This window comes from Prevotella sp. khp1 (assembly GCF_900102205.1).
Classification (GTDB): Bacteria; Bacteroidota; Bacteroidia; order Bacteroidales; family Bacteroidaceae; genus Prevotella; species Prevotella ruminicola.
Window position 1 is genome coordinate 1 of the sequence record NZ_FNJZ01000003.1, and the last position, 22,836, is coordinate 22,836.

22 protein-coding genes, 1 tRNA gene and 1 rRNA gene are annotated in these 22,836 nt (G+C 49.0%); 19 read left to right on the forward strand and 5 right to left on the reverse strand.

Annotated elements, in window-relative coordinates:
• Positions 1-2: 2 nt before the first annotated feature.
• Together rrf and BLR73_RS09015 are read left to right on the forward strand one after the other, a co-directional pair.
• Positions 3-115: ribosomal RNA gene (gene rrf / locus BLR73_RS09010) — 5S ribosomal RNA — on the forward strand.
• A 67-nt stretch (positions 116-182) separates the two neighbouring features.
• Entirely contained in the window at positions 183-995 is an 813-nt protein-coding gene (locus BLR73_RS09015) for an alpha/beta hydrolase (RefSeq protein ID WP_013065376.1), read from the forward strand.
• Positions 996-1,189: 194 nt separating this feature from the next.
• Here the strand turns inward: BLR73_RS09015 and BLR73_RS09020 are convergent, their stop codons facing one another.
• Entirely contained in the window at positions 1,190-1,816 is a 627-nt protein-coding gene (locus BLR73_RS09020; protein WP_091861331.1) for an AlbA family DNA-binding domain-containing protein, read from the reverse strand.
• A 53-nt stretch (positions 1,817-1,869) separates the two neighbouring features.
• A tRNA-Thr gene (locus tag BLR73_RS09025) sits at positions 1,870-1,943 on the reverse strand.
• A gap of 275 nt (positions 1,944-2,218) precedes the next feature.
• Here BLR73_RS09025 and BLR73_RS09030 point away from each other — a divergent pair.
• From BLR73_RS09030 to BLR73_RS09075, 10 genes are all read left to right on the forward strand, one after another.
• Positions 2,219-2,761, forward strand: coding sequence for a DUF4199 domain-containing protein (locus BLR73_RS09030; protein ID WP_013063416.1), 543 nt, complete (start codon positions 2,219-2,221; stop codon positions 2,759-2,761).
• A gap of 4 nt (positions 2,762-2,765) precedes the next feature.
• Positions 2,766-3,722 (forward strand): glycosyltransferase family 2 protein, encoded by a 957-nt coding sequence (locus BLR73_RS09035; RefSeq protein ID WP_013063969.1) that lies wholly within the window; start codon positions 2,766-2,768, stop codon positions 3,720-3,722.
• Positions 3,719-4,231 carry a DUF6452 family protein gene (locus tag BLR73_RS09040; protein ID WP_041385497.1) on the forward strand — a complete coding sequence of 171 codons (513 nt, stop codon included), beginning with the start codon at positions 3,719-3,721 and terminating at the stop codon, positions 4,229-4,231. Before BLR73_RS09035 ends, BLR73_RS09040 begins: the two co-directional genes overlap by 4 nt.
• A complete protein-coding gene (locus BLR73_RS09045) occupies positions 4,182-4,871 on the forward strand; it encodes a DUF6048 family protein (RefSeq protein WP_033149357.1) in 690 nt (229 codons plus the stop codon). The genes BLR73_RS09040 and BLR73_RS09045 overlap by 50 nt, the downstream gene beginning before the upstream one ends.
• A 7-nt stretch (positions 4,872-4,878) precedes the next feature.
• Complete coding sequence (locus BLR73_RS09050) at positions 4,879-5,904, forward strand: FAD:protein FMN transferase (RefSeq protein WP_013064504.1); 1,026 nt, start codon at positions 4,879-4,881, stop codon at positions 5,902-5,904.
• A gap of 6 nt (positions 5,905-5,910) precedes the next feature.
• Positions 5,911-6,588, forward strand: a complete 678-nt coding sequence (locus BLR73_RS09055) for a Crp/Fnr family transcriptional regulator (protein WP_091861334.1) — start codon at positions 5,911-5,913, stop codon at positions 6,586-6,588.
• Between the two features lie 132 nt (positions 6,589-6,720).
• Positions 6,721-8,835, forward strand: a complete 2,115-nt coding sequence (locus BLR73_RS09060; RefSeq protein WP_074833739.1) for a M3 family metallopeptidase — start codon at positions 6,721-6,723, stop codon at positions 8,833-8,835.
• Complete coding sequence (locus BLR73_RS09065) at positions 8,807-9,244, forward strand: deoxycytidylate deaminase (RefSeq protein ID WP_013065511.1); 438 nt, start codon at positions 8,807-8,809, stop codon at positions 9,242-9,244. The genes BLR73_RS09060 and BLR73_RS09065 overlap by 29 nt, the downstream gene beginning before the upstream one ends.
• A gap of 3 nt (positions 9,245-9,247) precedes the next feature.
• On the forward strand, positions 9,248-10,948 hold the full coding sequence (locus BLR73_RS09070) for a S41 family peptidase (protein WP_028908587.1): 1,701 nt from the start codon (positions 9,248-9,250) through the stop codon (positions 10,946-10,948).
• Complete coding sequence (locus BLR73_RS09075; protein WP_013063791.1) at positions 10,941-11,486, forward strand: 5-formyltetrahydrofolate cyclo-ligase; 546 nt, start codon at positions 10,941-10,943, stop codon at positions 11,484-11,486. The genes BLR73_RS09070 and BLR73_RS09075 overlap by 8 nt, the downstream gene beginning before the upstream one ends.
• On the opposite strand, the gene BLR73_RS09080 is transcribed toward BLR73_RS09075, so the two are convergent.
• On the reverse strand, positions 11,479-11,769 hold the full coding sequence (locus tag BLR73_RS09080) for a DciA family protein (protein ID WP_013064001.1): 291 nt from the start codon (positions 11,767-11,769) through the stop codon (positions 11,479-11,481). The genes BLR73_RS09075 and BLR73_RS09080 overlap by 8 nt on opposite strands.
• Positions 11,762-12,862 carry a DNA replication/repair protein RecF gene (locus BLR73_RS09085; protein ID WP_033149360.1) on the reverse strand — a complete coding sequence of 367 codons (1,101 nt, stop codon included), beginning with the start codon at positions 12,860-12,862 and terminating at the stop codon, positions 11,762-11,764. Before BLR73_RS09085 ends, BLR73_RS09080 begins: the two co-directional genes overlap by 8 nt.
• A gap of 141 nt (positions 12,863-13,003) precedes the next feature.
• Between BLR73_RS09085 and BLR73_RS09090 the strand changes: the two genes are divergently transcribed.
• The 3 genes from BLR73_RS09090 to BLR73_RS09100 are packed head-to-tail and all read left to right on the forward strand — an operon-like array spanning position 13,004 to position 15,684.
• Complete coding sequence (locus BLR73_RS09090) at positions 13,004-13,687, forward strand: tetratricopeptide repeat protein (RefSeq protein WP_033149361.1); 684 nt, start codon at positions 13,004-13,006, stop codon at positions 13,685-13,687.
• 5 nt (positions 13,688-13,692) lie between these two features.
• The gene (gene ribH / locus BLR73_RS09095; RefSeq protein ID WP_013065589.1) at positions 13,693-14,163 is read left to right on the forward strand and encodes a 6,7-dimethyl-8-ribityllumazine synthase; all 471 of its coding nucleotides are present in this window, start codon (positions 13,693-13,695) and stop codon (positions 14,161-14,163) included.
• Between the two features lie 18 nt (positions 14,164-14,181).
• Positions 14,182-15,684, forward strand: a complete 1,503-nt coding sequence (locus tag BLR73_RS09100; RefSeq protein WP_143010922.1) for a sensor histidine kinase — start codon at positions 14,182-14,184, stop codon at positions 15,682-15,684.
• A gap of 17 nt (positions 15,685-15,701) precedes the next feature.
• Here BLR73_RS09100 and BLR73_RS09105 read toward each other — a convergent pair whose 3' ends face one another.
• Positions 15,702-16,664 (reverse strand): LuxR C-terminal-related transcriptional regulator, encoded by a 963-nt coding sequence (locus BLR73_RS09105; protein ID WP_091861337.1) that lies wholly within the window; start codon positions 16,662-16,664, stop codon positions 15,702-15,704.
• 151 nt (positions 16,665-16,815) lie between these two features.
• Here BLR73_RS09105 and BLR73_RS09110 point away from each other — a divergent pair, with 151 nt between their 5' ends.
• From BLR73_RS09110 to BLR73_RS09125, 4 genes are all read left to right on the forward strand, one after another.
• Positions 16,816-17,958 (forward strand): Rid family hydrolase, encoded by a 1,143-nt coding sequence (locus BLR73_RS09110; protein WP_176763660.1) that lies wholly within the window; start codon positions 16,816-16,818, stop codon positions 17,956-17,958.
• 12 nt (positions 17,959-17,970) lie between these two features.
• On the forward strand, positions 17,971-19,854 hold the full coding sequence (locus tag BLR73_RS09115; RefSeq protein ID WP_091861344.1) for an AsmA family protein: 1,884 nt from the start codon (positions 17,971-17,973) through the stop codon (positions 19,852-19,854).
• Positions 19,855-19,942: 88 nt separating this feature from the next.
• Complete coding sequence (locus tag BLR73_RS14610) at positions 19,943-21,214, forward strand: OmpA family protein (RefSeq protein ID WP_091861347.1); 1,272 nt, start codon at positions 19,943-19,945, stop codon at positions 21,212-21,214.
• Positions 21,215-21,225: 11 nt separating this feature from the next.
• Positions 21,226-22,833 carry a hypothetical protein gene (locus tag BLR73_RS09125; RefSeq protein WP_143010923.1) on the forward strand — a complete coding sequence of 536 codons (1,608 nt, stop codon included), beginning with the start codon at positions 21,226-21,228 and terminating at the stop codon, positions 22,831-22,833.
• Positions 22,834-22,836: the final 3 nt, after the last annotated feature.

Consider the following 22,836-nt stretch of genomic DNA (forward strand, 5'->3'; position numbering starts at 1 on the left):
TATTAGGTGGTTATTGCAGTGGGGTCCCACCTCTTCCCATTCCGAACAGAGAAGTTAAGCCCACCTGCGCCGATGGTACTGCAATGCAATGCGGGAGAGTAGGAAGCCGCCGTCTTTATTTTAACGATAGCCCTGGAGATACACTTCTCTAGGGCTTTTTTATTTTCAAAAACTAACGAACTATGAAGAGATTAAATGTATTAGCCGTATTGCTTCTGATGGTTGTCGCCATCAGTGCACAGAATTACAAAACTGTTTCAAACATCAGTTATACTTCAAAAACTGATGCTTATGCTAAAGAGCGTTTGAAACTGGATGTGTATTACCCAGAAGGCAAGAAAGATTGTCCTGTGATAGTATGGTTTCATGGTGGCGGATTAGAGGCTGGCCAGAAAGAGATTCCACAACGATTAAAGGATAAAGGGTATGTGGTGATAGGTGCTAACTATCGTTTATTGCCTAAAGTTACTGTTGATAAAACGATTGATGATGCTGCCGAAGCTGTTGCTTGGGCTTTTCGTCATGCTAAAGAATATGGTGGCGATGTGCGAAAAATAGTTGTAACAGGTCACTCTGCAGGCGGCTATCTCGCCATGATGCTTTGTTTAAATAAGGCTTGGCTTAATAACTATCAGGTTGATGCTGACAGTGTTTGGCAGTATATTCCTTTTAGTGGTCAAGCTATTACCCATTATAATGTACGTAAGATGCAGGGCATCCAGCCTTTGCAGCCAACTATCGACCAGTATGCGCCGCTTTATTGGGTGCGTAATGATTGTCCACCATTGGTGTTGATTTGTGGTGATCGTGAGTTGGAATTATATGGTAGATACGATGAGAATCAGTATCTGGCCCGTATGATGAAATTAGTTGGTCACAAACAAACCTATTTGTATGAGATAGATGGTCATGGTCATGGTGGTATGGTAGATCCTGCCTTCCATATTCTTGATACACATATCAAGCAGATGCAGGGACTGCCCGTAAATCCTTGATATGTAGATTCTTAAACGTAATGGCTAAGTGTCCCTTAGCCATTACGTTTATTGATATAAATAGCTACACCAATGATGATGAGTGCTACTACTGCAATAATGTGTAATAAATCCATAATGCTTAATATTAATTTGTTTCACGTTGCAAAGATAAACAAATTAACTAAGAAAATGGTGTAGTTTTAAGAAAATCTTTATGCAAGGCTGAACAGAAACTGCTGGTTAGTATATTGCCAGCTGACTGTTCTAAAACGGATAAGTCGCGCCAGGAGTGTGATAACCTTGTGGCGTGGTAGGCGTGATTGGCGAACAATCTGGTTAAGTGTTTGCTGTGTGGGCATGGCGTCGAGTAGTTGACGGATTGTGTCATCGTAGGTCATGACAGCTCCTTGGGGTTTCTGTGATTCACGCCATAGGGCCAGGTGAACAGGAGAGACCACAATATTCTCGTCGTTGATGCGGATATATGCTCGTGCTTTACCTTCTGCATCGATGGCGCAAACAGGTTTGCGGGTAGATGGCGGAACGGTAGCAATCACAATGGTACGTCCCTCAATATGATAGGTGTCGAACTTAATGCTTGTTTCGGGCTTGCAGTATTTGTAAGCCGCCTGGTGCATCATGTATATTTCCTCTTCGGAACGGACGCCTGATAGATTTCCATCATCGCGTACGCCTATCAGCAACCGTCCTCCATCGGTATTGGCAAATGCCGATACTGATTTAGCCAGTTTACAGGCGTCAGACACACGGTACTTGAAGTCCTGTTGCTGGTGTTCGCCCTCACGAATGAGGCTATGGATATAACGCTTATCGTCCATACATCTGAAAATGAAAAGAGGACTGACTAACGTCAATCCTCATATTCAAAACGAGCCTCTTGTCGGATTCGAACCAACGACCCCGAGATTACAAATCACGTGCTCTGGCCAACTGAGCTAAAGAGGCGGGTGGGTAAGCGATCTGCATCGCGCCGCTACAACCTAATACCCTTGCTGCGTTCCCACCCTGGGGGATTCAAAGGGAGCTGGCCGTACAGGACTTACCCGTGTAATTTTAAAGAACTATTTGCTTAAAGCGGGTGCAAAGGTACTACTTTTAATTGAGAATTGAGAATCGAGAATTGAAAAATTTCGTGATTTTAACTATTTTTTTAGGGATTGCCCCCGTTATATGCAGGAAAATGCTTAATTTTGCACCCTGTAAGAGGTAAATGTTAAAAGATGACCGCACCAGAATATGTACAATTAAAGGCTTACGCTCGTCAGGATGGTTTCTTTCTGGCTATCCTTTGGATTGCTAGCTTCGCAAGCTACATTGTTGGCTTGACTAATCAGGTTCTGGCTATGGCTGCTATGCTGATGGCTGTGATGACACCATTCTTTGTAGCCAACCGCTTGCGCAAATTCCGCGACGAGGGTAGGGAGGGTATTATCTCCTTTGCCCGTAGTTATGCTTATACTATTTTTGTGTTCTTTTATGGCGCCGTGCTGTTGGCAGTGGTTCAGTATCTGTATTTTGCTTATATGGATAATGGCTATCTGGTAAGTTCGTTTGCCAAGATGATGAGCACTGAGGAGGGTAAGGCCATGTTGGAGCAATATGGTATGACCCAAATGGTGGACGAGAGTTTGGCCGAAATGGCTATGACGCGTCCTATCGACTATGCGCTGAATATTCTCACCATCAATATCTCGTTGGGTTTCATTCTTGGTGTGCCCATCGGACTGATTATGCAGCGCAAAAGAATTGAAAATTTGAATTGAAATTATGGATATATCAGTAGTTATACCTCTTTATAATGAGGATGAGTCTATCCCTGAGCTTTATGCGTGGATAGAGCGTGTGATGAAGGCAAACAACTTCAGCTATGAGGTGATTTTCATTAACGATGGTTCTACCGATCGTTCGTGGGAGATTATCTCGGAGCTGAACAAGCAGCAGCCCGGTGTGGTAAAGGGCATCAAGTTCCGCCGAAACTACGGTAAGAGTCCTGCTCTGTATTGTGGTTTTGAGCAGGCTCAGGGCGATGTGGTGATTACCATGGATGCCGACCTTCAGGACTCGCCTGATGAGATCCCAGAGTTGTATCGTATGATTAAGGAAGAGGGCTACGATCTGGTAAGTGGCTACAAGCAGAAACGATACGACCCCATTTCGAAGACTATCCCTACCAAGCTGTTCAATGCTACAGCCCGCAAAATAAGCGGCATTAAGAATCTGCACGACTTTAACTGCGGACTGAAGGCTTATCGCAAGGCAGTAGTAAAGAATATCGAGGTGTATGGCGAGATGCACCGCTATATCCCTTATCTGGCCAAGAATGCTGGATTCAATAAGATTGGCGAGAAGGTGGTACAGCACCAGGCACGTAAGTATGGTTCGTCGAAGTTCATGGGCTTGAACCGCTTTGTGAATGGTTATCTCGACCTGCTCACACTCTGGTTCCTGAGCACATTTGGTAAGAAACCTATGCACGTGTTCGGCTTCCTGGGTACACTGATGTTCTTTATTGGTTTTATTTCTGCAGCTTGGATTGGTGCAGATAAACTGTGGTGCTTGGCTAACCATATCCCCCAGCGATTGGTAACCAATTCACCATTCTTCTACATTGCGCTTACCATGATGCTGATGGGAACACAGCTGTTCCTGACAGGCTTCCTGGGCGATCTGATTAGTCGCTCGTCGAGCGGACGTAATGATTATCAGATAGAGGAGAAGATATGATGAAACGTCTGTTATATCTGTCGTTGGCAGCGCTGATGGTAGCCTGCTCGTCTGTCGATTGTCCTGTCGACCGTACGGTGGCAACTCTTTATCAGATACGCACCAGCGATGGTAATGAATTAACGATTACTGATACAATGACCATTTCGACCGTTAATGTCGATAATGAGAACGTGGTGCTTTACAGTGGTCGCGACTCTATTATATATAATAAAGGTGTAGGCATTAGTCAGTTTAACTTGCCTATCAGTTACTCGCATCCCGAGGATGTGCTGCTGTTCAAGTTTGAAATAGCCAATACTGATTCGCTGGTACGCGATACCGTATGGATTAAGAAGGACGACTATCCCCATTTCGAATCGGTGGATTGTAATACCACTTTTTTCCACACGCTCACCAATGTGCGCTATACCCGCAACTACATCGACTCAATTGTGATTAATAACCCATCAGTAACCTATGATTCTAAGACGGTTCATTTCTACCTCTATCCTAAGAGCGACGATTAGTATCCTGGTGCTTTCGGCATCGGTGCCAGCTCAGGCTCAGAAGTTTTTCTCGTTCCAGAAAGACTCTGTGCCCATGTTCCGTGGTTTTGCTGTTTCGTTCGATCTGGTTGGAGCGGGACTGATGGCTTTTACTGATAATGGTCAGTACGAAGGTGCCCTGCGTGTTAATTTGCACGACGAGTGGTTCCCGATTATCGAGGCTGGATTGGGACGTGCTAATCACAACGATGATGTAACAAAGATTCACTATAGCACATCGGCTCCTTATTTCCGTATTGGTATTGATAAGAATCTATTGAAGGATAAACACGGTGATAACCGTTTGTATGGTGGTTTGCGTTATGCTTTTACATCGTATAAGGTTGATATTTCGTGCCCTGATTTTACCGATCCCACTTGGAAGTGGCCTACTGGTTATGGTGTGTTAGATGCCCCTTGCAACTACCATTGGATAGAGGCTGTAGTGGGTGTTGATGCCAAGATTTATGGTCCCTTGCATTTGGGCTGGAGCCTGCGCTATAAGCGCCGCATTGCCCATAAGGAAGAGGGCGATTTTGGTAATACTTGGTATGTGCCAGGCTTTGGAATCTTTGGCGATACCCGTCTGGGTGGAACCTTCAATGTGATTATTGATATCTAAGAAACTGATGCAGCAACCCAAGAACAAAAAGCTTTTGTGGCAGTTGCCATTTCTGGTACTGCTGATTGTTGGTACGGTGCTGATTATCCGTCAGCAGCGTAATATGCCTTATCAGAAAAGTGCCGATAAGGTATTCGGAACGTTCTATCACGCTGTGTATCAGTGTGATTCGGATATGACGTATAGCATCAACGCAGAGTTGGCTAAGGTAGATGCCTCGCTGTCACCATTCAATCCCCAATCGATTATCACTGCTGTAAATCAGAATCAGGATGTGCAGCTTAACGATATGTTCCTCGATGTGTACAAATTGGCGATGAACATCTCGAAAGAGACTGATGGTGCTTTTGATATCACTGTTGCCCCGTTGGTTAATGCTTGGGGCTTCGGCTTTAAGAATGGTATCGAGCCCTCGAAACAGCAGGTAGATAGTCTGATGCAGATTATTGGCTATCAGAAGGTTACCCTCGAAAAAGGTAAGATCAGTAAGACCGATGATCGCATCATGCTCGACTGCTCGGCTATTGCCAAGGGTTACGGTACCGATGTAGTGGCCAAACTGCTGCGTAGCAAGGGCGTTAATAACTTTATGATCGAGATTGGTGGCGAGATTGTTACCAGTGGTTTGAACCCCGATCAGAAACCTTGGCGCGTAGGTATTTCTAAGCCTGAGGACGATGTGCAGGGCGCAGGTCAGGAGGTTCAGAGCATTGTGGCTATTACCGATAAGGCGATGGCTACCAGTGGCAACTACCGTAATTTCTACTATAAGGGCGGTAAGAAATACGCCCATACTATCGATCCTAAGACGGGTTATCCCGTTCAGCATAGCATCCTTTCGGCTACGGTGTTTGCTAACACCTGTGCTGTGGCCGATGCCTATGCCACCTCGTTTATGGTGATGGGTGTAGAAAAGGCTAAGCAGGTACTTGCGCAGCACCCTGAACTGATGGCTTATCTGATTTACAGCGATCAGGATGGTAAGAATGCCGTTTGGTATTCGCCCTCGCTTAAGAATAAGATTCAGCAATAAAAGCGTATGGCTGTTCTCCAGATTTTTGATAAGCTGCTGCAGTTCCCTTTGTTCCAGGGTATGAGTCGCGACGATTTGGAGATTGTGGCTGGTCACACCCGTTTCGGATTCTTGAAGTTGAATGCTGGTAAGACCGTGATGAAATCGGGCGATAACTGTCATCAGCTTTATTTCCTGATAAATGGCAGTCTGAAAGTGCGCTCGTTTGCCGACGACTATGGCTATCATGTTGAGGAACAGATTTCGGATCCTTATATCATTCAGTTGGAGGCGGTGTTTGGCTATAACCAGCGCTACACCCGCGATTTTATAGCCCAGACCGATGTGAACTTCCTGACGCTCGACAAGGAGGAGGTAGTGCGACTTACCGAAGATTTCCTGGTGTTCCGCTTGAATATGATTAACCATTTTGCCACTCAGACGCAGAAGCAGATGCGTCAGGTGTGGTACCGTGCACCCCAGTCGCTCGAGGACCGTGTGGTACGATTCCTTACCCAGCGTTGCTTGTATCCAGCCGGTCATAAAACGTTTAATATCCTGATGACCCGATTGGCCGAGGAGGTGAACGATAGTCGCCTCAATGTGTCGCGTATTCTGAACGATATGCAGCACCGTGGACTGATAGAGTTGAGTCGTGGTAAAATAGAGATTCCTCAGCTCGAACGCCTGCTTTATACCAAGTAGAAACGCCTATTCTTTGCGTTTTCAGCTTTTTTAATGTATTGTTTTGTAAAGTATCGGATTTTTGTCGTAACTTTGCATCGAAAATGCGAGAACGGGCTGCACCGTCCTTGCAATCCGAAAAGAGTTAGTATAATGATAAACGAAAAGAAAGCTAGAACGAACCCGTTCTTTGAACCTTATAACACACCTCACGACACAGCCCCATTCGACCGTATCCGCATGGAAGATTTCGAAGAGGCTATGTTGGAAGGCATCCGTCGCGACGATGAACAGATAGAGCGTATTATCAATAATCCTGCAAAACCTACATTCGACAATACCATTATCAGTGTAGATGACGAGAAGGATAAGGAGGGCTACTACGATTTGCTGGGTCGCGTTTCTACTGTATTCTTTAATTTGCTTTCGGCCGAGACCAACGACGAGATGGATGCATTGGCTCAGAAGATGAGTCCCATCCTTACCAAGCATGCCAACGATATCCGTTTGAACGAGCGCCTGTTTGAGCGCGTAAAATATGTTCATCAGCATCATCGTAAGCTTACTGCCGAGGAGAAAATGCTGCTTGATAACTGCTACGATGGTTTTGTGCGTAGTGGTGCTCTGCTCGATGCCGCTGGTAAGGAGCGTCTGCGCCAGCTTACCGAAGAGGCTTCGATGCTTGGCTTGCAGTTCTCGCAGAATCTGCTAAAGGAGAACAAGGCCTTTACACTGCATATTACCGACGAGGCTCAACTTGATGGCCTTCCCGATACTGCTCGCGAGGCAGCAGCTTTGGCAGCCAAGGAGCAGCAGAAAGAGGGTTGGGTATTTACACTCGACTTCCCCTCGTATTCGCCCTTTATGACCTACAGCACCCAGCGCGAACTGCGCCGCCAGCTGTATATGGCTAAGAATACGGAGTGTATCCACGATAATACCGAGAATAATCTCGAGATATGTAAGCGACTCATCAACCTGCGTCGCGAACTGGCTCAGTTGCTGGGTCATAAAACTTATGCCGATTACGTGCTCAAGCACCGTATGGCAGGTAATGTGCGCAACGTATATAAGTTGCTTAACAACCTGATTGATGCCTACAAGCCCACAGCCATCAAGGAGGTAGAGGCTATCGAGAAAATGGCACGCAAGCTGGAGGGCAACAACTTTAAGCTCGAGCCATGGGACTTTTCGTTCTATTCGCACAAGCTGCAGCTTCAAAAGTATAATCTCGATGCCGAGATGCTGCGCCCATACTTCGAACTCTCGAAGGTGATTGACGGCGTGTTTGGATTAGCCAATCGTCTGTACGGTATCACCTTTAAGGAGAACAAGGATATCCCCGTTTATCACCCTGATGTAAAGGCTTACGAGGTGTTTGATGAGGATGGCTCGTTCCTGGCTGTATTCTATGCCGATTTCCATCCCCGCAAGGGTAAGCAGGGGGGAGCCTGGATGACCGAATACCAGGGCCAGTGGAAAGAACGTATCGACCAGAAGAAACCTTTTGGCGATGATAATATGCGTAATGTGCGTCCCCACGTCAGTGTGGTGATGAACCTTACTAAACCTACCGAGGAGAAGCCCGCCCTGCTTACATTGGGCGAGGTGGAGACCTTCCTGCACGAGTTCGGACACTCGTTGCATGGCATGTTTGCCAACACCCGTTTCGAGAGCCTGAGTGGCACCAACGTGTGGTGGGACTTTGTGGAGCTGCCCTCGCAGTTTATGGAGAATTTCTCGATCGAGAAGGAGTTCCTGCGCACCTTTGCCTTTCACTATCAGACAGGCGAGCCTTTGCCCGATGAACTCATCGACCGCATTGTAAAGAGTCGTAACTTTAATGTGGCTTACGCTTGCATGCGTCAGGTTAGCTTCGGTTTGCTGGATATGGCTTACTACACCCAGAAGGATGAGTTTACAGCCGATATCATTCAGTTCGAGAAGAAGGCTTGGGAGAAAGCCATGGTGCTGCCTCAGTTGCCCGATACCTGTATGACGGTGCAGTTCTCGCACATTATGGCAGGTGGCTATGCCGCTGGCTATTACAGCTACAAGTGGGCCGAGGTGCTCGATGCCGATGCCTTCAGTGTGTTCAAGAAACATGGCATTTTCGACAAGAAGACAGCCAGCAGTTTCCGCGAGAACATCCTGTCGAAAGGTGGTACCGAAAATCCGATGACATTATATAAACGGTTCAAGGGTGGCGAACCCACCATTGACGCATTACTTAAACGGAATGGAATCAAAAAACGACAAGCAAAGTAAACTTGACGTACGCTATCTGCGTATGGCACGTATTTGGGCTGAGAACTCCTACTGCAAGCGCCGTCAGGTTGGTGCGCTGGTGGTAAAGGATAAGATGATTATCAGCGATGGTTACAACGGCACTCCCAGCGGCTTTGAGAACGTGTGTGAGGACGACGACAACGTAACCAAGCCTTACGTGCTGCATGCCGAGGCCAATGCCATTACTAAACTGGCGCGTAGCAATAACAACAGCGATGGCGCCACCATCTACATTACCGCTTCGCCATGCATCGAGTGTGCCAAGCTTATCATCCAGGCTGGTATCAAGCGTGTGGTTTATGGCGAGAAATACCGCCTCACCGATGGCATCGAGCTGCTTGAGCGTGCTGGCATCGAGGTTATCTATATTGGATTAGAAGATAAATAAAAAATGAGTAAGAATAGAACTAATCGTTTCATGCCTTTGCTTATGGCCGTATGTGTGGTTGTGGGTATTGTTATCGGAACGTTTTATGCCAACCATTTCTCAGGCAACCGCCTGAATATCATCAACTCGAGTGGTAACAAGCTCAACAACCTGCTCCATATCATCGACGATCAGTATGTGGATACGGTGAACATCAACGAGCTGGTTGAGAAAGCCATGCCTCAGATTCTGGCTGAGCTCGATCCCCATTCGGTTTACATCAGTGCCCGTGATGGCGAGATTGCCAACGACGACCTGCGCGGCTCGTTCTTTGGTATCGGTATCGAGTTTACCATCCGTCAGGACACCATCCGTGTGCAAAACGTGATTGGCAATGGTCCTGCCGAGCGTGCCGGTATGCTGGCTGGCGATAAGATTGTTGAGGTTGACGATTCGGCCTTTGTAGGTAAGAAGGTTACCAACGAGGAGGCCATGCACCGCCTTAAGGGTCCAAAGGATACCAAGGTTAAACTGGGCGTTATCCGCTATGGCGAGAAGAAAATCCGTCATATTACCATTACCCGTGGCGAGATTCCTACCAAGAGCGTTACCGCTTGCTACATGCTCGACGACGAGTGTGGCTATATCAAGATTCGTAACTTTGGCGAGAATACCTATCCCGAATTGCTGATTGCACTGGCCAAGCTGTCGCAGCAGAGTTTCAGCAATCTGGTTATCGACCTTCGTGGCAACACCGGTGGTTATTTAGAGTCGGCAGTGCAGATTGCCAACGAGTTCCTGTCGCGTGGCCAGCTGATTGTTTACACCCAGGGGCGTGCTTTCCCACGTCAGGATTACCGTGCCGATGGTCGTGGTTCTTATCAGCGCCTGCCTCTGGTAGTGCTGGTCGACGAGAGTTCTGCTTCGGCTTCTGAGATTTTGGCAGGTGCCATTCAGGATAACGATCGTGGTACCATTATCGGTCGCCGTTCGTTTGGTAAGGGTTTGGTTCAGAAACCTATGGAGTTCAGCGACCACTCAATGATTCGCCTCACCATTGCTCGTTATTATACCCCATCTGGTCGTTGCATCCAGAAGCCTTATAACAATGGCAACCATTACGACGACGATTGGTTGACCCGTTATCAGCATGGCGAGTTCTTCTCAAAGGATAGCATTAAGAATACAGGTCCCGAGTACCACACCAACAATGGTCGTATTGTGTACGGCGGTGGCGGTATCACTCCTGATATCTTTATTCCTGAGGATACCCTTGGCGTTACCTCTTACTACAAGGAGGCTGCCATGTCGGGTCTTATCCTGCAGTTTGCATTTACCTATACCGACGATAACCGTGCCAAGCTGGGTGCGATTACCAACGTAAAGGAGATGGAAACCTATCTGAAACGCCAGAATATTGTTGAGCAGTTTGTAAACTTTGCTGACAAGAACGGACTGAAGCGTCGTAACCTGATGATTCAGAAGTCGTACAAGTTGCTCGAGCGCTTTGTAGTAAGTCGAATTATCTATAACATCCATAACGAGCAGGCCTGGACCGAGTATCTCAACCAGAACGATCCTGTGATTGATGAGACTCTGAGACTGTTCCATTCCGAGGGCGCATTCCCTCAGAAACCGATGCCCAAAACCAAGGGCAAGCAGGTGGCAAAGATTGCCGACAGTCGCGAAATCAGGTTGCTCAGTAAAATGATAGCTCATGCTTAATAAGAACGCACTTCGCGCCCTGATGCGCGAACGTAAACAGCAGTTCACTCAACAACAGTTGGGTGAACTGTCTGCTACTGTGGTATCCCATATGAGGGAGTATCTCATGTTGATGGACAACATTGTGGCCTATTACTCGCTTCCCGACGAAGTATGTACCCATCAGTTGCTCGACGAATTGCTGGCAGCAGGCAAAAACGTTTACCTGCCGAAGGTGGTAAGCGATACCGAGATGGTGCTGTGCCGATATACGGGGCGTGATAGTCTGCAGAAGGGGGCTTTTGGTATTATGGAACCAACGGGTCCGGTTATGCCAAAAGAGAAGTACAACGATATTAAAGTTGTGCTGGTGCCTGGTGTGGCTTTTGATAAGGAGAACCGCCGCCTGGGTCGCGGTAAGGGCTATTACGACCGTTTTCTGAGTTCATTCTCTCAGCCGCGATGCGCTGTGTTCTATGGTGTCTGCTTTGATTTCCAGCGTGTAGATGCGATTCCCGCCGACGAACACGATGTGTGTATGGATGGCTTGATTAGTTAAATCTTACATCGGCTATTACCTGAGTGCCCACATGGGCATTCAGTTTGTTTACTATCTCTCTGCGCATCATCGATAGGTCAGCCCTCATGGCAGGGTTGGTCAGATGTACGTATAGTGTTTGGTTTCTGATGTACATACTCTCGGTGTAGTTGGCCACAAATTCGCCAACCACCTCGGCCCACGAGTCCATCAGTCGTTTCTGCAACAAGGGCGTCTCCAGTCCCTGTGCTCTCAGATTCTTCAGAATCAAATCTTTTACATTATGTACGTCGCGCTTAAACATCTTTCTGCGTTTCTGTTATTTCTCCCTTATCTACGTGGAAAATCTTATAGTCCAGCGTCTGCCGGCTCAGTATCAGGTCCAGGTGGTCGCGATTGGTATCGGTAATAAAAATTTGTCCGTAATCATCGCCTGCCACCAGTTTTACTATTTGCTCCACGCGCTGGGCGTCCAGCTTGTCAAAAATATCGTCGAGCAACAGTAGTGGGGTAGTCTTCGAATTGGTACGCTTCAGGAAGTCGAACTGTGCCAGCTTCAGGGCAATCACAAACGTCTTGTTCTGCCCCTGACTGCCTTCGCGTTTCATCAGGTGTCCGCCTAAGGTTATCTCCAGGTCGTCGCGGTGTACACCATGCAGCGAGTAACCTATGGCACGGTCCTTGAATCGGTCGCGCTGTATCACCTCCAACAGCGGACCGCGCTGGCAATGCGACACGTAGTTCAGTGCCACCTGTTCGCGATTACCCGAGATGGTTTCGTGAATGCGCTGGAAGATAGGTGTCAACTCCTCAACAAATGCCTTTCTGCTCTTGTAGATGCGCTCCCCCTCGTAGGCCATCTGTTCCTCAAACAGGCTGATTACATCCGGGTTGGGCTCCTCGTCAAGTTTCAGCATCGCATTACGCTGCTGCAGGGCCTTGTTATAGCGGTTCATGGCCTCCATATAGCCATGTTCGTATTGGGCAATCACCATGTCCATCAGGCGGCGTCGTTCCTCGCTGCCACCCTCAATCAGCAGGGTGTCTGATGGCGATACCACCACCACCGGTATCAGTCCGATATGCTCCGACAGTCGGCGATACTCCTTCTTGTTGCGCTTAAAGTGTTTTTTAGTGCCTCGCTTCATGCCACAGTAAATGTGCAGGTCGCCCTCGTAGGCGCCCTCCAGCACAAAGAATTCGGCCCCATGACGTATCACTTGCGAGTCGATAGGATTATTGGCCGAATGGCAGAACGACAGGTAGTAAATCGCATCCAGCACATTGGTTTTTCCCACCCCGTTCTGTCCTATCAGACAGTTGATTTTGGGCGAGAAATCCAGTGTGGCCTCTGCTATGTTTTTGTAGTTGATGACCGATAACTTTTCTAGAATCATAGTGCAAAGGTAGCGTTTTTTGGGCATTGATGCTAAGGATTAACACAGATTAATAAATATTTTCCGCAAAAAAATATAAAATGTGTGTCTTTTTTAGTAACTTTGCACCCGATTTTTGGAAATTTAAATATAAATATTATAATGGCAAATACAACAAATCAACAGCAGGCCGCCCAGACAGCTGAGCAGAGCCTGAATCAGAGTGAGGCTTTCTTCTTTAAGTACAAGAAGGCCATTGGTGCTGCCGTAGCAGCAATTGTAATCATCATCGCTGGTGTGGTTCTGTACAAGACCTACGTTAGCGGTCCTAAGGAGGTTAAGGCTAGCACAGCTATCGCCAAGGGTCAGGAGCTCTTCATGGCAGGCGATTATCAGAAGGCTTTGAATGGCGACAGCGCCAGCTTCAAGGGCTTTGTAAAGCTCGCCGACGAGTTCAGCAGCACAGCAGCTGGTAACCTGGCAAACCTTTATGCCGGTCTCTGCTACGCTAAGCTTAACAAGTGGGAGGATGCTGCTAAGTACCTCGAGGAGTTCGATGGTGCCGACGATCAGATGATTTCTCCAGCTGCCGAGGGTGCTCTGGGTAACGCTTATGCACACCTGAACCAGCTCGACAAGGCTGTATCACACCTGAAGAGCGCTGCCGAGAAGGCCGACAACAACTCTCTGTCGCCCACCTTCCTTATCCAGGCTGGTGAGATTCTCGAGAGCCAGGGTAAGAACGATGAGGCCCTGAAGCTGTATCAGGAGGTTAAAGAGAAGTACTTCAACTCTATGGCTTATCAGACTATCGATGGCTATATTGAGCGTGTTTCATCAAAATAATCTCCATGGCTACTAAAAACTTATCGGAATACGATATTACCACAGTGCCCGACGCTTCGAACATGATCTTCGGAGTTGTCGTGGCCGAGTGGAATCCCGAAATAACTGGCGCCCTGCTCGACGGATGTGTTAGCACACTCGAAAAGCATGGCGCTTTGCCTGAAAATATCCATGTTAAGACGGTGCCTGGTAGCTTCGAGCTGATTTATGGCGCTCACCAGATGACCCTTAATGATGGTTACGATGCCGTCATTATTCTTGGTTGCGTGATTCGTGGCGAGACTCCTCACTTCGATTACATCTGCCAGGGCGTTACCGAGGGTGTGGCTCGTCTTAATGCAACAAGCAATATCCCTGTAGTCTTCGGTTTGCTCACCACCAACGACCAGCAGCAGGCACTCGACCGTGCCGGTGGCCGCTTGGGTAATAAGGGTGATGAGTGTGCCGTTGTAGCCATCAAGATGGCAAAGTTCTAATCTAATCTAACGCATATTATGAAAAAGGTTTTTGTTCTTCTGTTAGCCGTGTGCTTCAGTGTGGGCATTGCCCAGGCTCAGCAAGCCACGAAGAGTGAGTTACATCAGCGTGCCGAGAGCGAAATGCAGAAAGGTAGTGTGGCAGGTGCCCGCTTTAGCTTTATCCGCGCTTTCGAAGAGTACACCCGTCAGGGCCAGTTAAAGGTTGGCATGGAGTGTGCCACTCGTGGTGCTGCTTTGTATTACAAGGATAACTATTGGAAAGAGGCTTTCGATTTGCTTCGCCGTGCCGATGCTGAGATTGATGCACGTAGCAAGAATGCTAAGGAGAAGGCTGCCCTCCATTACATCATCACTAAAGAGCGCTTGGCCATGTACATCAAGCTGCGCAAGAGTGATAGCGCCAAGGATCAGCTTGGCCTGATGGAGACCCAGGTTACCTACGCTGCCGACGAAGAACTCAAGAACGACCTTCTTTATAATAAAGCCGTATATCATTACTCATTCGGACAGAATGCCCAGGGTAATGAGGTGTTCAAGGAGATGGCCGGTAAGCTTACCGCTTCTAAGCAGTACGACAAGGTTGACGAGGTTTACAAAACCCTGATTGCCAATGCCCGTCGTAGTGGCAATGCCAATATGGTGGCACAGTCGTACAGCAACTATCTGGCTTGGAAAGATTCGGTTAACACCTTGAAGCATGCCGATGAGATTGGCGCACTGAAAAAGCAGATTTCTGACAACGAGGCTAAGATCGACGATCAGGCCAGCTCGCTCACAGCGCGCCAGGCCATTATCGTAGGTCTGTGCATCCTGGCAGTAGCTCTGGCTGCAGGTTTGGTATTGGGTGGTATTGTATTGATGCGCTTTATCCTGCTTACCCGTAAGCAGAAGAAGCTCATTAACCTGGCCAACGAGAACAATGCCCTCAAGGCCAAGTTCATCAGCAATATCTCAGCCCAGCTTAATCCTACACTCCACAAGCTCGATGCCAAGATTCCCGAGGTTAAGGCCCTGCTCGATTTCTCTGAGCATATCGCCACCCTCTCTGATCTTGAGAACACCATCGATCAGGGGGTAGAAACAGCCGATGTACAGCTCACCCCATTCTGCAACGAGCTGGTCGACGCTATCAAGAGCAAGGTTAACCCAGGCGTGGTAGTAAAAACTAACGTGCCCGCCTTGAGCGTTAATATGAATAAGGAGTATGTACAGCATATCCTGCAGCACCTGCTGGCTAATGCTGCTATCTATGCTCCAAAGGATGGTACTATCTGGTTGGAATACAAGAAGCGTGGTGCACACGTTCACCAGTTCCTGGTATCTAACACCGGCGAGCCTATCCCCGAGGATAAGCGCGACGACGTATTCAAGCCATTTACCGAGGTGAAGGACTTTACCGAGGGCGACGGTCTTGGCTTGCCTATCTGTAAGCAGATGGCCATCAAGATGAAGGGCGACCTCGATATCGATCCCGAGTTCACCAAGGGTACACGCTTTGTGCTGTTGTTACATTCTTAAGCAAACAACTACACCTTTTATAACTTTACAGTTGATATGTCCACCAGCCCATTGACTATTGCATAGATGGTCAATCCGGCTGGTGAATGTATTTGTAGCTTGCGGGCTATGTTGCGGCGGTGGGTAATCACCGTGTTGATTGATATACACAAGTGATCGGCTATCTCCTTGTTCGACATACCCTGCACCAGCGAAATAATCACATCCTTTTCACGGTCGCTCAGCGCGTCGGGATTCTGTGCGGTGGCATTGCCAAACACCATACCCGAAATGTTGCGTGTCACGTCCTGCTGCTTGGTAATCTGCTCCAATCGGCGGATGGCAGGCACAAAAATATGGTCCTCAACCATCGCGTGCTGGCGCAACCAAACCTCGTTCTCGTAAATATCGTGCAGTGTGGCGGTAAGCTGGTTGTTGTGCAGTCCGTCCTGTGGCAGATATTTAATAATCAGCAGTTTCAGCTCGCGCAGTTTCTTGTCGGTAGCACCGTGGTGCTTCGAGAATGTCTCTACGTTGTAATCATTGGCAGGCTCGCCATCTATCAGCTGCTGTACGTAGGGGAACAGGGTTTTCTGCTCGTACTGCATGTGGCGACGTATCTCGTGGGCATACTCATCGTAGAATTTCAGTATCAGTCGGCCCAGCGAGTCGTTCTCATCCAGACTCTCGCTCAGCTCTCTGCGAATGTAAGGCAGCTGGAACTCCAGAAAATAAGCATGGCTGGCCTGCAGGTAGTGCAGCAGGGTAGGCACGCTGATCTGTTCGTCGTTGTCAAACTCACCATAACCGTTCATGGCGAAGTTCACCACTGCCAGGAATGTGTAGGTGTCCACATCATTGTCCTCGCAGGTTTCGCGTACCGTCTTATCTCCAAAACCCAGGTTTATGCCAAAGCTTCCAAGTGCCTGCAACAAATCGTAATTATCGCGGATCAGTGATATCATTTTATCGTCCGCTTCATACATCTTCTGATTCTTCATTTCCTTACCTGTATGCCTATTAATGATTACGGGTGCAAAATTAATACTATTTTTCGATATATACAATACTTATTATTAGGTATTTTTTTGCTGCTTGCTGCACGTTTCTCAATTATTCTTCGTACCTTTGTGCCCAAAAGTAAGTAACTATATGAACCAGAAACTATCTCACATAGATTTCGAACAGGCTGGGGCCGACGTGTTCTGTTTTGATAACGGAACCCAGGTGCGCGAGTATCATGCCATCATACGCGTGCAGCAGGCGTGCCTTCCGTTTGCCCAGCAGGTCGAGGCTGTGCTGAATGCCTACAACAGCTTGCTGGCCCAGTTGCCTGGTGCGCAAGCCGTATTTAAACGTTATTTTTTAAGCGATGCAGCCAATCAGGCCGACGCTATAGTAGTAAACGATGTTACCGACTGTGCCAAGAGCATTATCCAGCAGGCCCCTTTGGATGGTACCAAGGTGGCGCTGTGGGTGTGGCTCATGACCGATGTGCAAACCAGCATGACTCCGAGCGAGCTCTATGAGGTTAGTCACGGTCAGTTCCGCCACCTATTCAATGCCTCGGCCCATAACCTGGCAGCCAACTCCGAGTATCAGATGCGCCTGCTCTTCAACGAGTATATCATGCAGCTGGCCCAGGAGCGCTGTACGCTGGCCGATAACTGTATCCGTACCTGGCTGTTTGTCAACGATATCGACTTGAACTACGGTGGTGTGGTGCGTGCCCGCAATCAGGTGTTCTTCACCCAGGGCCTTACTGTCAATACCCACTTCATTGCCTCTACCGGTATCGGTGGTCGCCAGCAGGATCCTAATGTGCTCGCCCAGATGGATAACTATGCCATCGCTGGCGTGCGCCCCGAACAGGTGCATTATCTCTATGCGCCTACCCATCTTAATCGCACCAGCGATTATGGTGTATCGTTCGAGCGTGGCACCATGGTAAGCTATGCCGATCGCCGCCATGTGTTCATCTCAGGTACCGCCTCTATCAATAACAAGGGCGAGGTGATGTATCCCAACGATATCGTGAAACAAACCCAACGTATGTGGGAGAATGTCGAGGCACTGCTGGTCGAGGCCGATTGCAATTTCGACGATGTAGCCCACATGATTGTTTATCTGCGCGATGTGGCCGATTATCAGCTGGTGCGCAGTCTCTATGCCGAACGGTTCCCAGGCAAGCCCTGTGTCATCGTTCATGCGCCGGTGTGCCGCCCCGGGTGGCTCATCGAGATGGAGTGCATGGCCGTTAAGGCCGTGTGCTTGCCCAACATGCCTCAGTTCTAGTAGCCTTTTAGCATGAAACCCCTTCGCTTGGCCTTCAAGCTGCTGGCAGCCTTCCTGCTGCTGGTAGTATTGTTGGTGGGTGCAGGCGTGGTGTTGGTAAATACCAAGGCTTTCCAGCAGCGCGTACTTAAGCAAACCACCCAGATGCTGAGCGAGCGCCTGCAAACGCAGGTAAGTATCGATAGCGTTGATATCCGCTTTATGGCACAGCAGCTGCGCCTGTACGGACTGCATGTAGCCGACCAGCAGCAGCGCCCTCTGCTCACTGTTCGCCAGGCCGGGGTAGATGTAGATATCAGCGAACTGCTGGGTAATAAGTTTACCATCAAGGATGTCGAGTTGTCGGGGGCCCGCGCCCTGTTGCTCAAGCCCTCAAAGGATTCGGTATCCAACTTCCAGTTCATCATCGATGCCTTTAAAAAGCAACCCAAGGCCAAACGTGATACCATTGTGGCGCCCCGCAAGCGAATCCAGTTCGATATCCACAGCGTGCGCCTGAATGATATCCAGGTAACCTATAATCAGCTGTCGTTGCAGCTTGCCCAGGCCCTCATCAAGGGGCGCAAGGGTAAATATCAGGCGCAGGCCCAGTTGCAGCTGGCTACCGATAATCACAAGCCCCGCAAAAATGCAGGCAAGCCCAAACGCGGATTCTTCGATGTAGGTCATCTCAATGTCACCTGTCATTTCAAGGCCGCTATCGATGCCACCGAAAAAGACACCCTCCGCTTTAATCTCTCTGAGTTGCAGGCCCGTGATTCCATTACCGGTATCGATATCCGCAACCTGCAGGCCCAGGTGCGCTTGGCAGGTAAAAAGCTGCTTTTAAACAATGTGCAGGTACAGCAAAAGCACACCCAGCTGCACATCGCCCATGCCGCTATGCAGTTGCCCAGTAAGCGCGATAGCATCCCCCTCAGTTTCAGTACAGGTCCCATCGCTGGCACCGTTTATCTCCAGGATATCTCGCGTGCCTTTGCCCCCGTGCTCAGTAAGTTCACGCTGCCCCTCCAGCTCAGTTGTACCATGAGTGGTAATCAGGATGCGCTCAGCTTCCGTCAGGTAAAGGTTGGCACCGCCGATAAACGCCTGGCCATCACTGCCACCGGCGATATCACCAACCTCAAGAGCAAGGAAAAGCTCACCGTGCTGTTCCATGTCAACCGGATGACGGCCAAGAGTGGTATCAAGGAGCGCATCATCAGTCAGTTCCCCGTTAAGCGCCTCATGATGGCGCAGCTGCATAATTTAGGTAATATCAGCTATGTGGGTAGTTTCCGAGTCATCCGTAAGGAAGAGCGCTTCTGGGGCACCCTTGGCACCGCCGTGGGTAGTCTTAAGTTCCAGTTCTGGCTCGACGAGCGCAACAAGTATGTCGTAGGTAATGCCAGCACCCGGAAGTTGCATTTTGGTAAGGTCATGGGCATGAAGGATGTCGGCCCCCTGGCAGCCAAGGCCGATTTCAAGATTGATATCAGCAAGCCCCGCACCGCCGCCATGCGTCGCAAGTTAGGTGGCAAGTTGCCTATAGGCGCTGTTAATGCCACCATCGACGATTGCAGTTATAAAGGCGTTCATGTGCGCAATGTGGCCGTTACTGTAAATAGCAATGGCGCTGAGGCTACCGGCGAAGTCATCCAGCGTGGCAACTGGCGCGACATCTCCTGTTCGTTCTCTTTTACCGATACCAACCAGATGCACAAGCTCAAGGTAAGTCGTGGTCGTATGAAGTTCCATAAGATGACCGACGAGGCCAAGCAGGCCAAACGCGAGCGCAAAGAAGCCCGCAAAGCCGAGCGCCAGGCCAAGCGCGAAGCCAAGAAAGCCGAGAAAGCCGCCAAGAAAGATGCCAAGAAAGCCGAGAAATCAAAGAAAAAGTCGTTTTTGTTTTTTTAGCGCCAATTACTTGCAACTTTCAAATATCTTTCGTATATTTGCCCCAATCTAATCGTTAACATATTATTTATACTAAAACTAAAAGCTTATGAAAAAACTATTATTACTATTGTTGGCTATGGTTGCTTTTAGTGCAACGGCCGATGCGCAGGGCTTTCTGAAGAAGTTGAAGGATAAAGCCCTCGAAAAAGCAAAAGACAAGATTGAGAACAAGGTTGAGCGCACCGTTGATAAGGAGATGGATGCAGTGCTCGACGGTAAAAAGGGCCAGAAAAACTCGAAAGCTAAAAACCAGGCCGACGATGCCGAAGCGGTCGACGACACCCCCGATGCCGTAGGTCAGAACCAGAAGAGCGACTTTGTTCGTGGAAGCGTCATTCTGTTCCAAGACGACTTCGCTACCGAGCAGATGGGTGAGTTCCCTTCAAAATGGGATGTCAGTGATGGTAGCTTGGAGACAGCCTCTATTAATGGTAAGAAGTATGCGCATAGTAACGCCCCCGACTCCAGATTCTCGCCCCTGATGGAGAATATGAAGTCGTACCTGCCCGATGTGTTCACCCTCGAGTGGGATGAGTTCTTCTGTAAGGCTGGCGAAATCCCCGATTTCCCCTTCGAGTTCCAGCTCCTTGATGCAAGTGGCAATCAGACGGGCCATATCTATCTGCGCTATCGCCCAGGCAATCCCGATTGTTACGGCAACTATACCTTTAAGAAGGGTGGTGGTATCGATCAGAATGTTGTTGGCAGCATGGATTGGGATCATTTAAAGCAATACACCAAGGTTGGCCAGTGGAATCATTTCGCCATCTCGTTCAACAAGCGTGCTTTTAAGTTCTACCTCAATGGCACGCGCATCATCAATCTGCCTAATGTAGCTGCCCCAGCTCGTTTCGAGTTCATTATCCAGGACGAGAATCCCTATCGTGGCGTTGCCAATGTGGTGCTTGCCAAGGGTGCGGTAGAGCTCTATCAGCGCCAGGCTACCGATCTCTCAGCTGTAGAGAAAGCCATCGCTGAGACGGGTAAGTTCGTCACCAATAACATCCTGTTCGAGACGGGCAAGGCTACCCTGAAGCCCGAGTCGATGGAAGAGATTCAGAAGGTGGCCGACTATATGAAGAAGAACCCCAGTGTGCGTTTCGAGGTGCAGGGCCATACCGATAATCAGGGCTCCGATAAAATCAACGATCCCCTTTCGCAGCAGCGTGCCGAGGCCGTTGTTAAAGCCCTCGCTCAGTTAGGTTGCGACGAGTTCAACCTGCGTGCCGTAGGTAAGGGCAGTCACGAACCCGTAGCTGACAACAAGACCGATGCCGGCCGCGCCCAGAACCGCCGTGTAGAGTTTATTAAGAAATAACAAGTACCGATATGAAAAAACACTTAGTAATGCTGGCTGCCTTGCTCATGATGGGCACAGCAGGCGCCAATGCTCAGGGATTTCTGGGCAAACTAAAACAAAAGGCACAGCAAGCCGTTATCGGTAAAAAAGCAACTGCCGAGATAAGCGAGGCTGTGCAGGACGAGAGCGATGAGCCTGCCGACCCATCTAAGTTGGCTGTGGCCGCTGGCGACGATATCGTGCCTAAGCGTAAAACCCCTACAGTTACGTGGGATGGAACCTTTACCCCCTCATCGGCCTCGTCGGCTTCGGCTTTGATGGCCGAGCTGCCACAGTTGCCATCGGCCGAGAAGATGGCCCGCAGCACCATGGAGGAGCGCGATGCCTATGCACTTAAGATAGCCCGCGTTGTGGCCCGTGCCGAGCAGTTGCAGGAGGGTGCCAACGGATGCTCCGATGCCGATATGGAAGCCCTGCGCCAAAAGTGGGAGCGCAAAGTGCAGGATATGTTTGGCCTTACCAAAGAGGAGATGGCTATCCTGAACGATGAGAACGCGCCCGACTCGAAGAAGGAGCCCATCCAGCAAAAAGTGATGGCTAAAATCATGGGTGGCAATGTTAACATGAGCGAGATGGAACGCTTTGAGAAGATGAGCGAGAAAGAGCAAGAGGCTTACATCAAGGCGCACCCCGATTTTGTACAGAAGATGCAGAAGATGGCCATGAATGCTGGCAACTTTAGCAAGCAGATGCAGCAAACTACAGGTGCCCTTACAGGCTATGAGGCTAAGGTGGGACAGCTGGCTCAAAACTTTGCTAAGGTGATTACGCGCGAGGCCAATCACGATTACAGTGCCATTGGCAAAAAGTACGATAGTAAGTTGCAGAAGCTTTACGAGCAGATATGTGGTATAGATGATGCAGCCAAGATTGATGCCCTTTATGATGAGGCCGATCAGTTGCTGTACAACTATCGTTTAGAGGCTGCCAAGGAGTATCGCGCCTCGCTGCTGCGCCTGATTTCCGAGCACAAGAAGTTTGCTGCCGAATATACCCGCTTGTCGCGTGAGGTGGTTGCCAGTGGCGATCTGCCAGAATGTGCCATCGGTCGTGCCGACCTGAATAGCGTGATTGCCGTGGGCAACATCTTAGACCAGGCCTATAAGGATCTGCCCGAGCTGCAGGCATCGCCCGTTTGTCAGGAAACCGTCTACGAACTGCCAAAAAGCTGGACATTTGGTGCCTGGGAGTGCCGTGGCTACATTGGTGGCGTAAACGATTTTAAATCACCTGGTGGTGGTGGCAACTGGCCTTTGTTGGCCCAGAGCGCTGAGGCTGGCGAGTATGCAGTAGTCGAGAATGGCAAGTTCCGCAAGATTAACGAGGATGAGCTGAAGGCCATTAATAAAAAGGCCGATGCCCGACTGAAGAAGGGCGCTAATTCAGGCACTAACCCACCTTATGGTGTTTATAAGAGTCGTAGTGGCAAGCGCGTTGTAGAGTACTCTAAAACGGGCGAGATTATCCTGAATGGTATGACCACCTACGCTCCAGCGGCCTTCACTGCTAACCCCGATCGTTTAGAGTGGATTATCTTCGATGAGGGTAAGATTGTAAAGTGTACTTACAAACTGTAAAAT

Bases quoted from the DNA above. Each gene is read 5' to 3' on its own strand.
- BLR73_RS09060 (WP_074833739.1), top strand. From the start codon at position 6,721: ATGATAAACGAAAAGAAAGCTAGAACGAACCCGTTCTTTGAACCTTAT.
- BLR73_RS09030 (WP_013063416.1), top strand. From the start codon at position 2,219: ATGACCGCACCAGAATATGTACAATTAAAGGCTTACGCTCGTCAGGAT.
- BLR73_RS09075 (WP_013063791.1), top strand. From the start codon at position 10,941: ATGCTTAATAAGAACGCACTTCGCGCCCTGATGCGCGAACGTAAACAG.
- BLR73_RS09080 (WP_013064001.1), bottom strand. From the start codon at position 11,769: ATGTTTAAGCGCGACGTACATAATGTAAAAGATTTGATTCTGAAGAAT.
- BLR73_RS09110 (WP_176763660.1), top strand. From the start codon at position 16,816: ATGAACCAGAAACTATCTCACATAGATTTCGAACAGGCTGGGGCCGAC.
- BLR73_RS09105 (WP_091861337.1), bottom strand. From the start codon at position 16,664: ATGAAGAATCAGAAGATGTATGAAGCGGACGATAAAATGATATCACTG.
- BLR73_RS09020 (WP_091861331.1), bottom strand. From the start codon at position 1,816: ATGGACGATAAGCGTTATATCCATAGCCTCATTCGTGAGGGCGAACAC.
- BLR73_RS09125 (WP_143010923.1), top strand. From the start codon at position 21,226: ATGAAAAAACACTTAGTAATGCTGGCTGCCTTGCTCATGATGGGCACA.
- BLR73_RS09065 (WP_013065511.1), top strand. From the start codon at position 8,807: ATGGAATCAAAAAACGACAAGCAAAGTAAACTTGACGTACGCTATCTG.
- BLR73_RS09100 (WP_143010922.1), top strand. From the start codon at position 14,182: ATGAAAAAGGTTTTTGTTCTTCTGTTAGCCGTGTGCTTCAGTGTGGGC.
- BLR73_RS09090 (WP_033149361.1), top strand. From the start codon at position 13,004: ATGGCAAATACAACAAATCAACAGCAGGCCGCCCAGACAGCTGAGCAG.
- BLR73_RS09035 (WP_013063969.1), top strand. From the start codon at position 2,766: ATGGATATATCAGTAGTTATACCTCTTTATAATGAGGATGAGTCTATC.
- BLR73_RS09045 (WP_033149357.1), top strand. From the start codon at position 4,182: ATGATTCTAAGACGGTTCATTTCTACCTCTATCCTAAGAGCGACGATT.
- BLR73_RS09055 (WP_091861334.1), top strand. From the start codon at position 5,911: ATGGCTGTTCTCCAGATTTTTGATAAGCTGCTGCAGTTCCCTTTGTTC.
- BLR73_RS09115 (WP_091861344.1), top strand. From the start codon at position 17,971: ATGAAACCCCTTCGCTTGGCCTTCAAGCTGCTGGCAGCCTTCCTGCTG.
- ribH (WP_013065589.1), top strand. From the start codon at position 13,693: ATGGCTACTAAAAACTTATCGGAATACGATATTACCACAGTGCCCGAC.
- BLR73_RS14610 (WP_091861347.1), top strand. From the start codon at position 19,943: ATGAAAAAACTATTATTACTATTGTTGGCTATGGTTGCTTTTAGTGCA.
- BLR73_RS09040 (WP_041385497.1), top strand. From the start codon at position 3,719: ATGATGAAACGTCTGTTATATCTGTCGTTGGCAGCGCTGATGGTAGCC.
- BLR73_RS09050 (WP_013064504.1), top strand. From the start codon at position 4,879: ATGCAGCAACCCAAGAACAAAAAGCTTTTGTGGCAGTTGCCATTTCTG.
- BLR73_RS09015 (WP_013065376.1), top strand. From the start codon at position 183: ATGAAGAGATTAAATGTATTAGCCGTATTGCTTCTGATGGTTGTCGCC.
- BLR73_RS09070 (WP_028908587.1), top strand. From the start codon at position 9,248: ATGAGTAAGAATAGAACTAATCGTTTCATGCCTTTGCTTATGGCCGTA.
- BLR73_RS09085 (WP_033149360.1), bottom strand. From the start codon at position 12,862: ATGATTCTAGAAAAGTTATCGGTCATCAACTACAAAAACATAGCAGAG.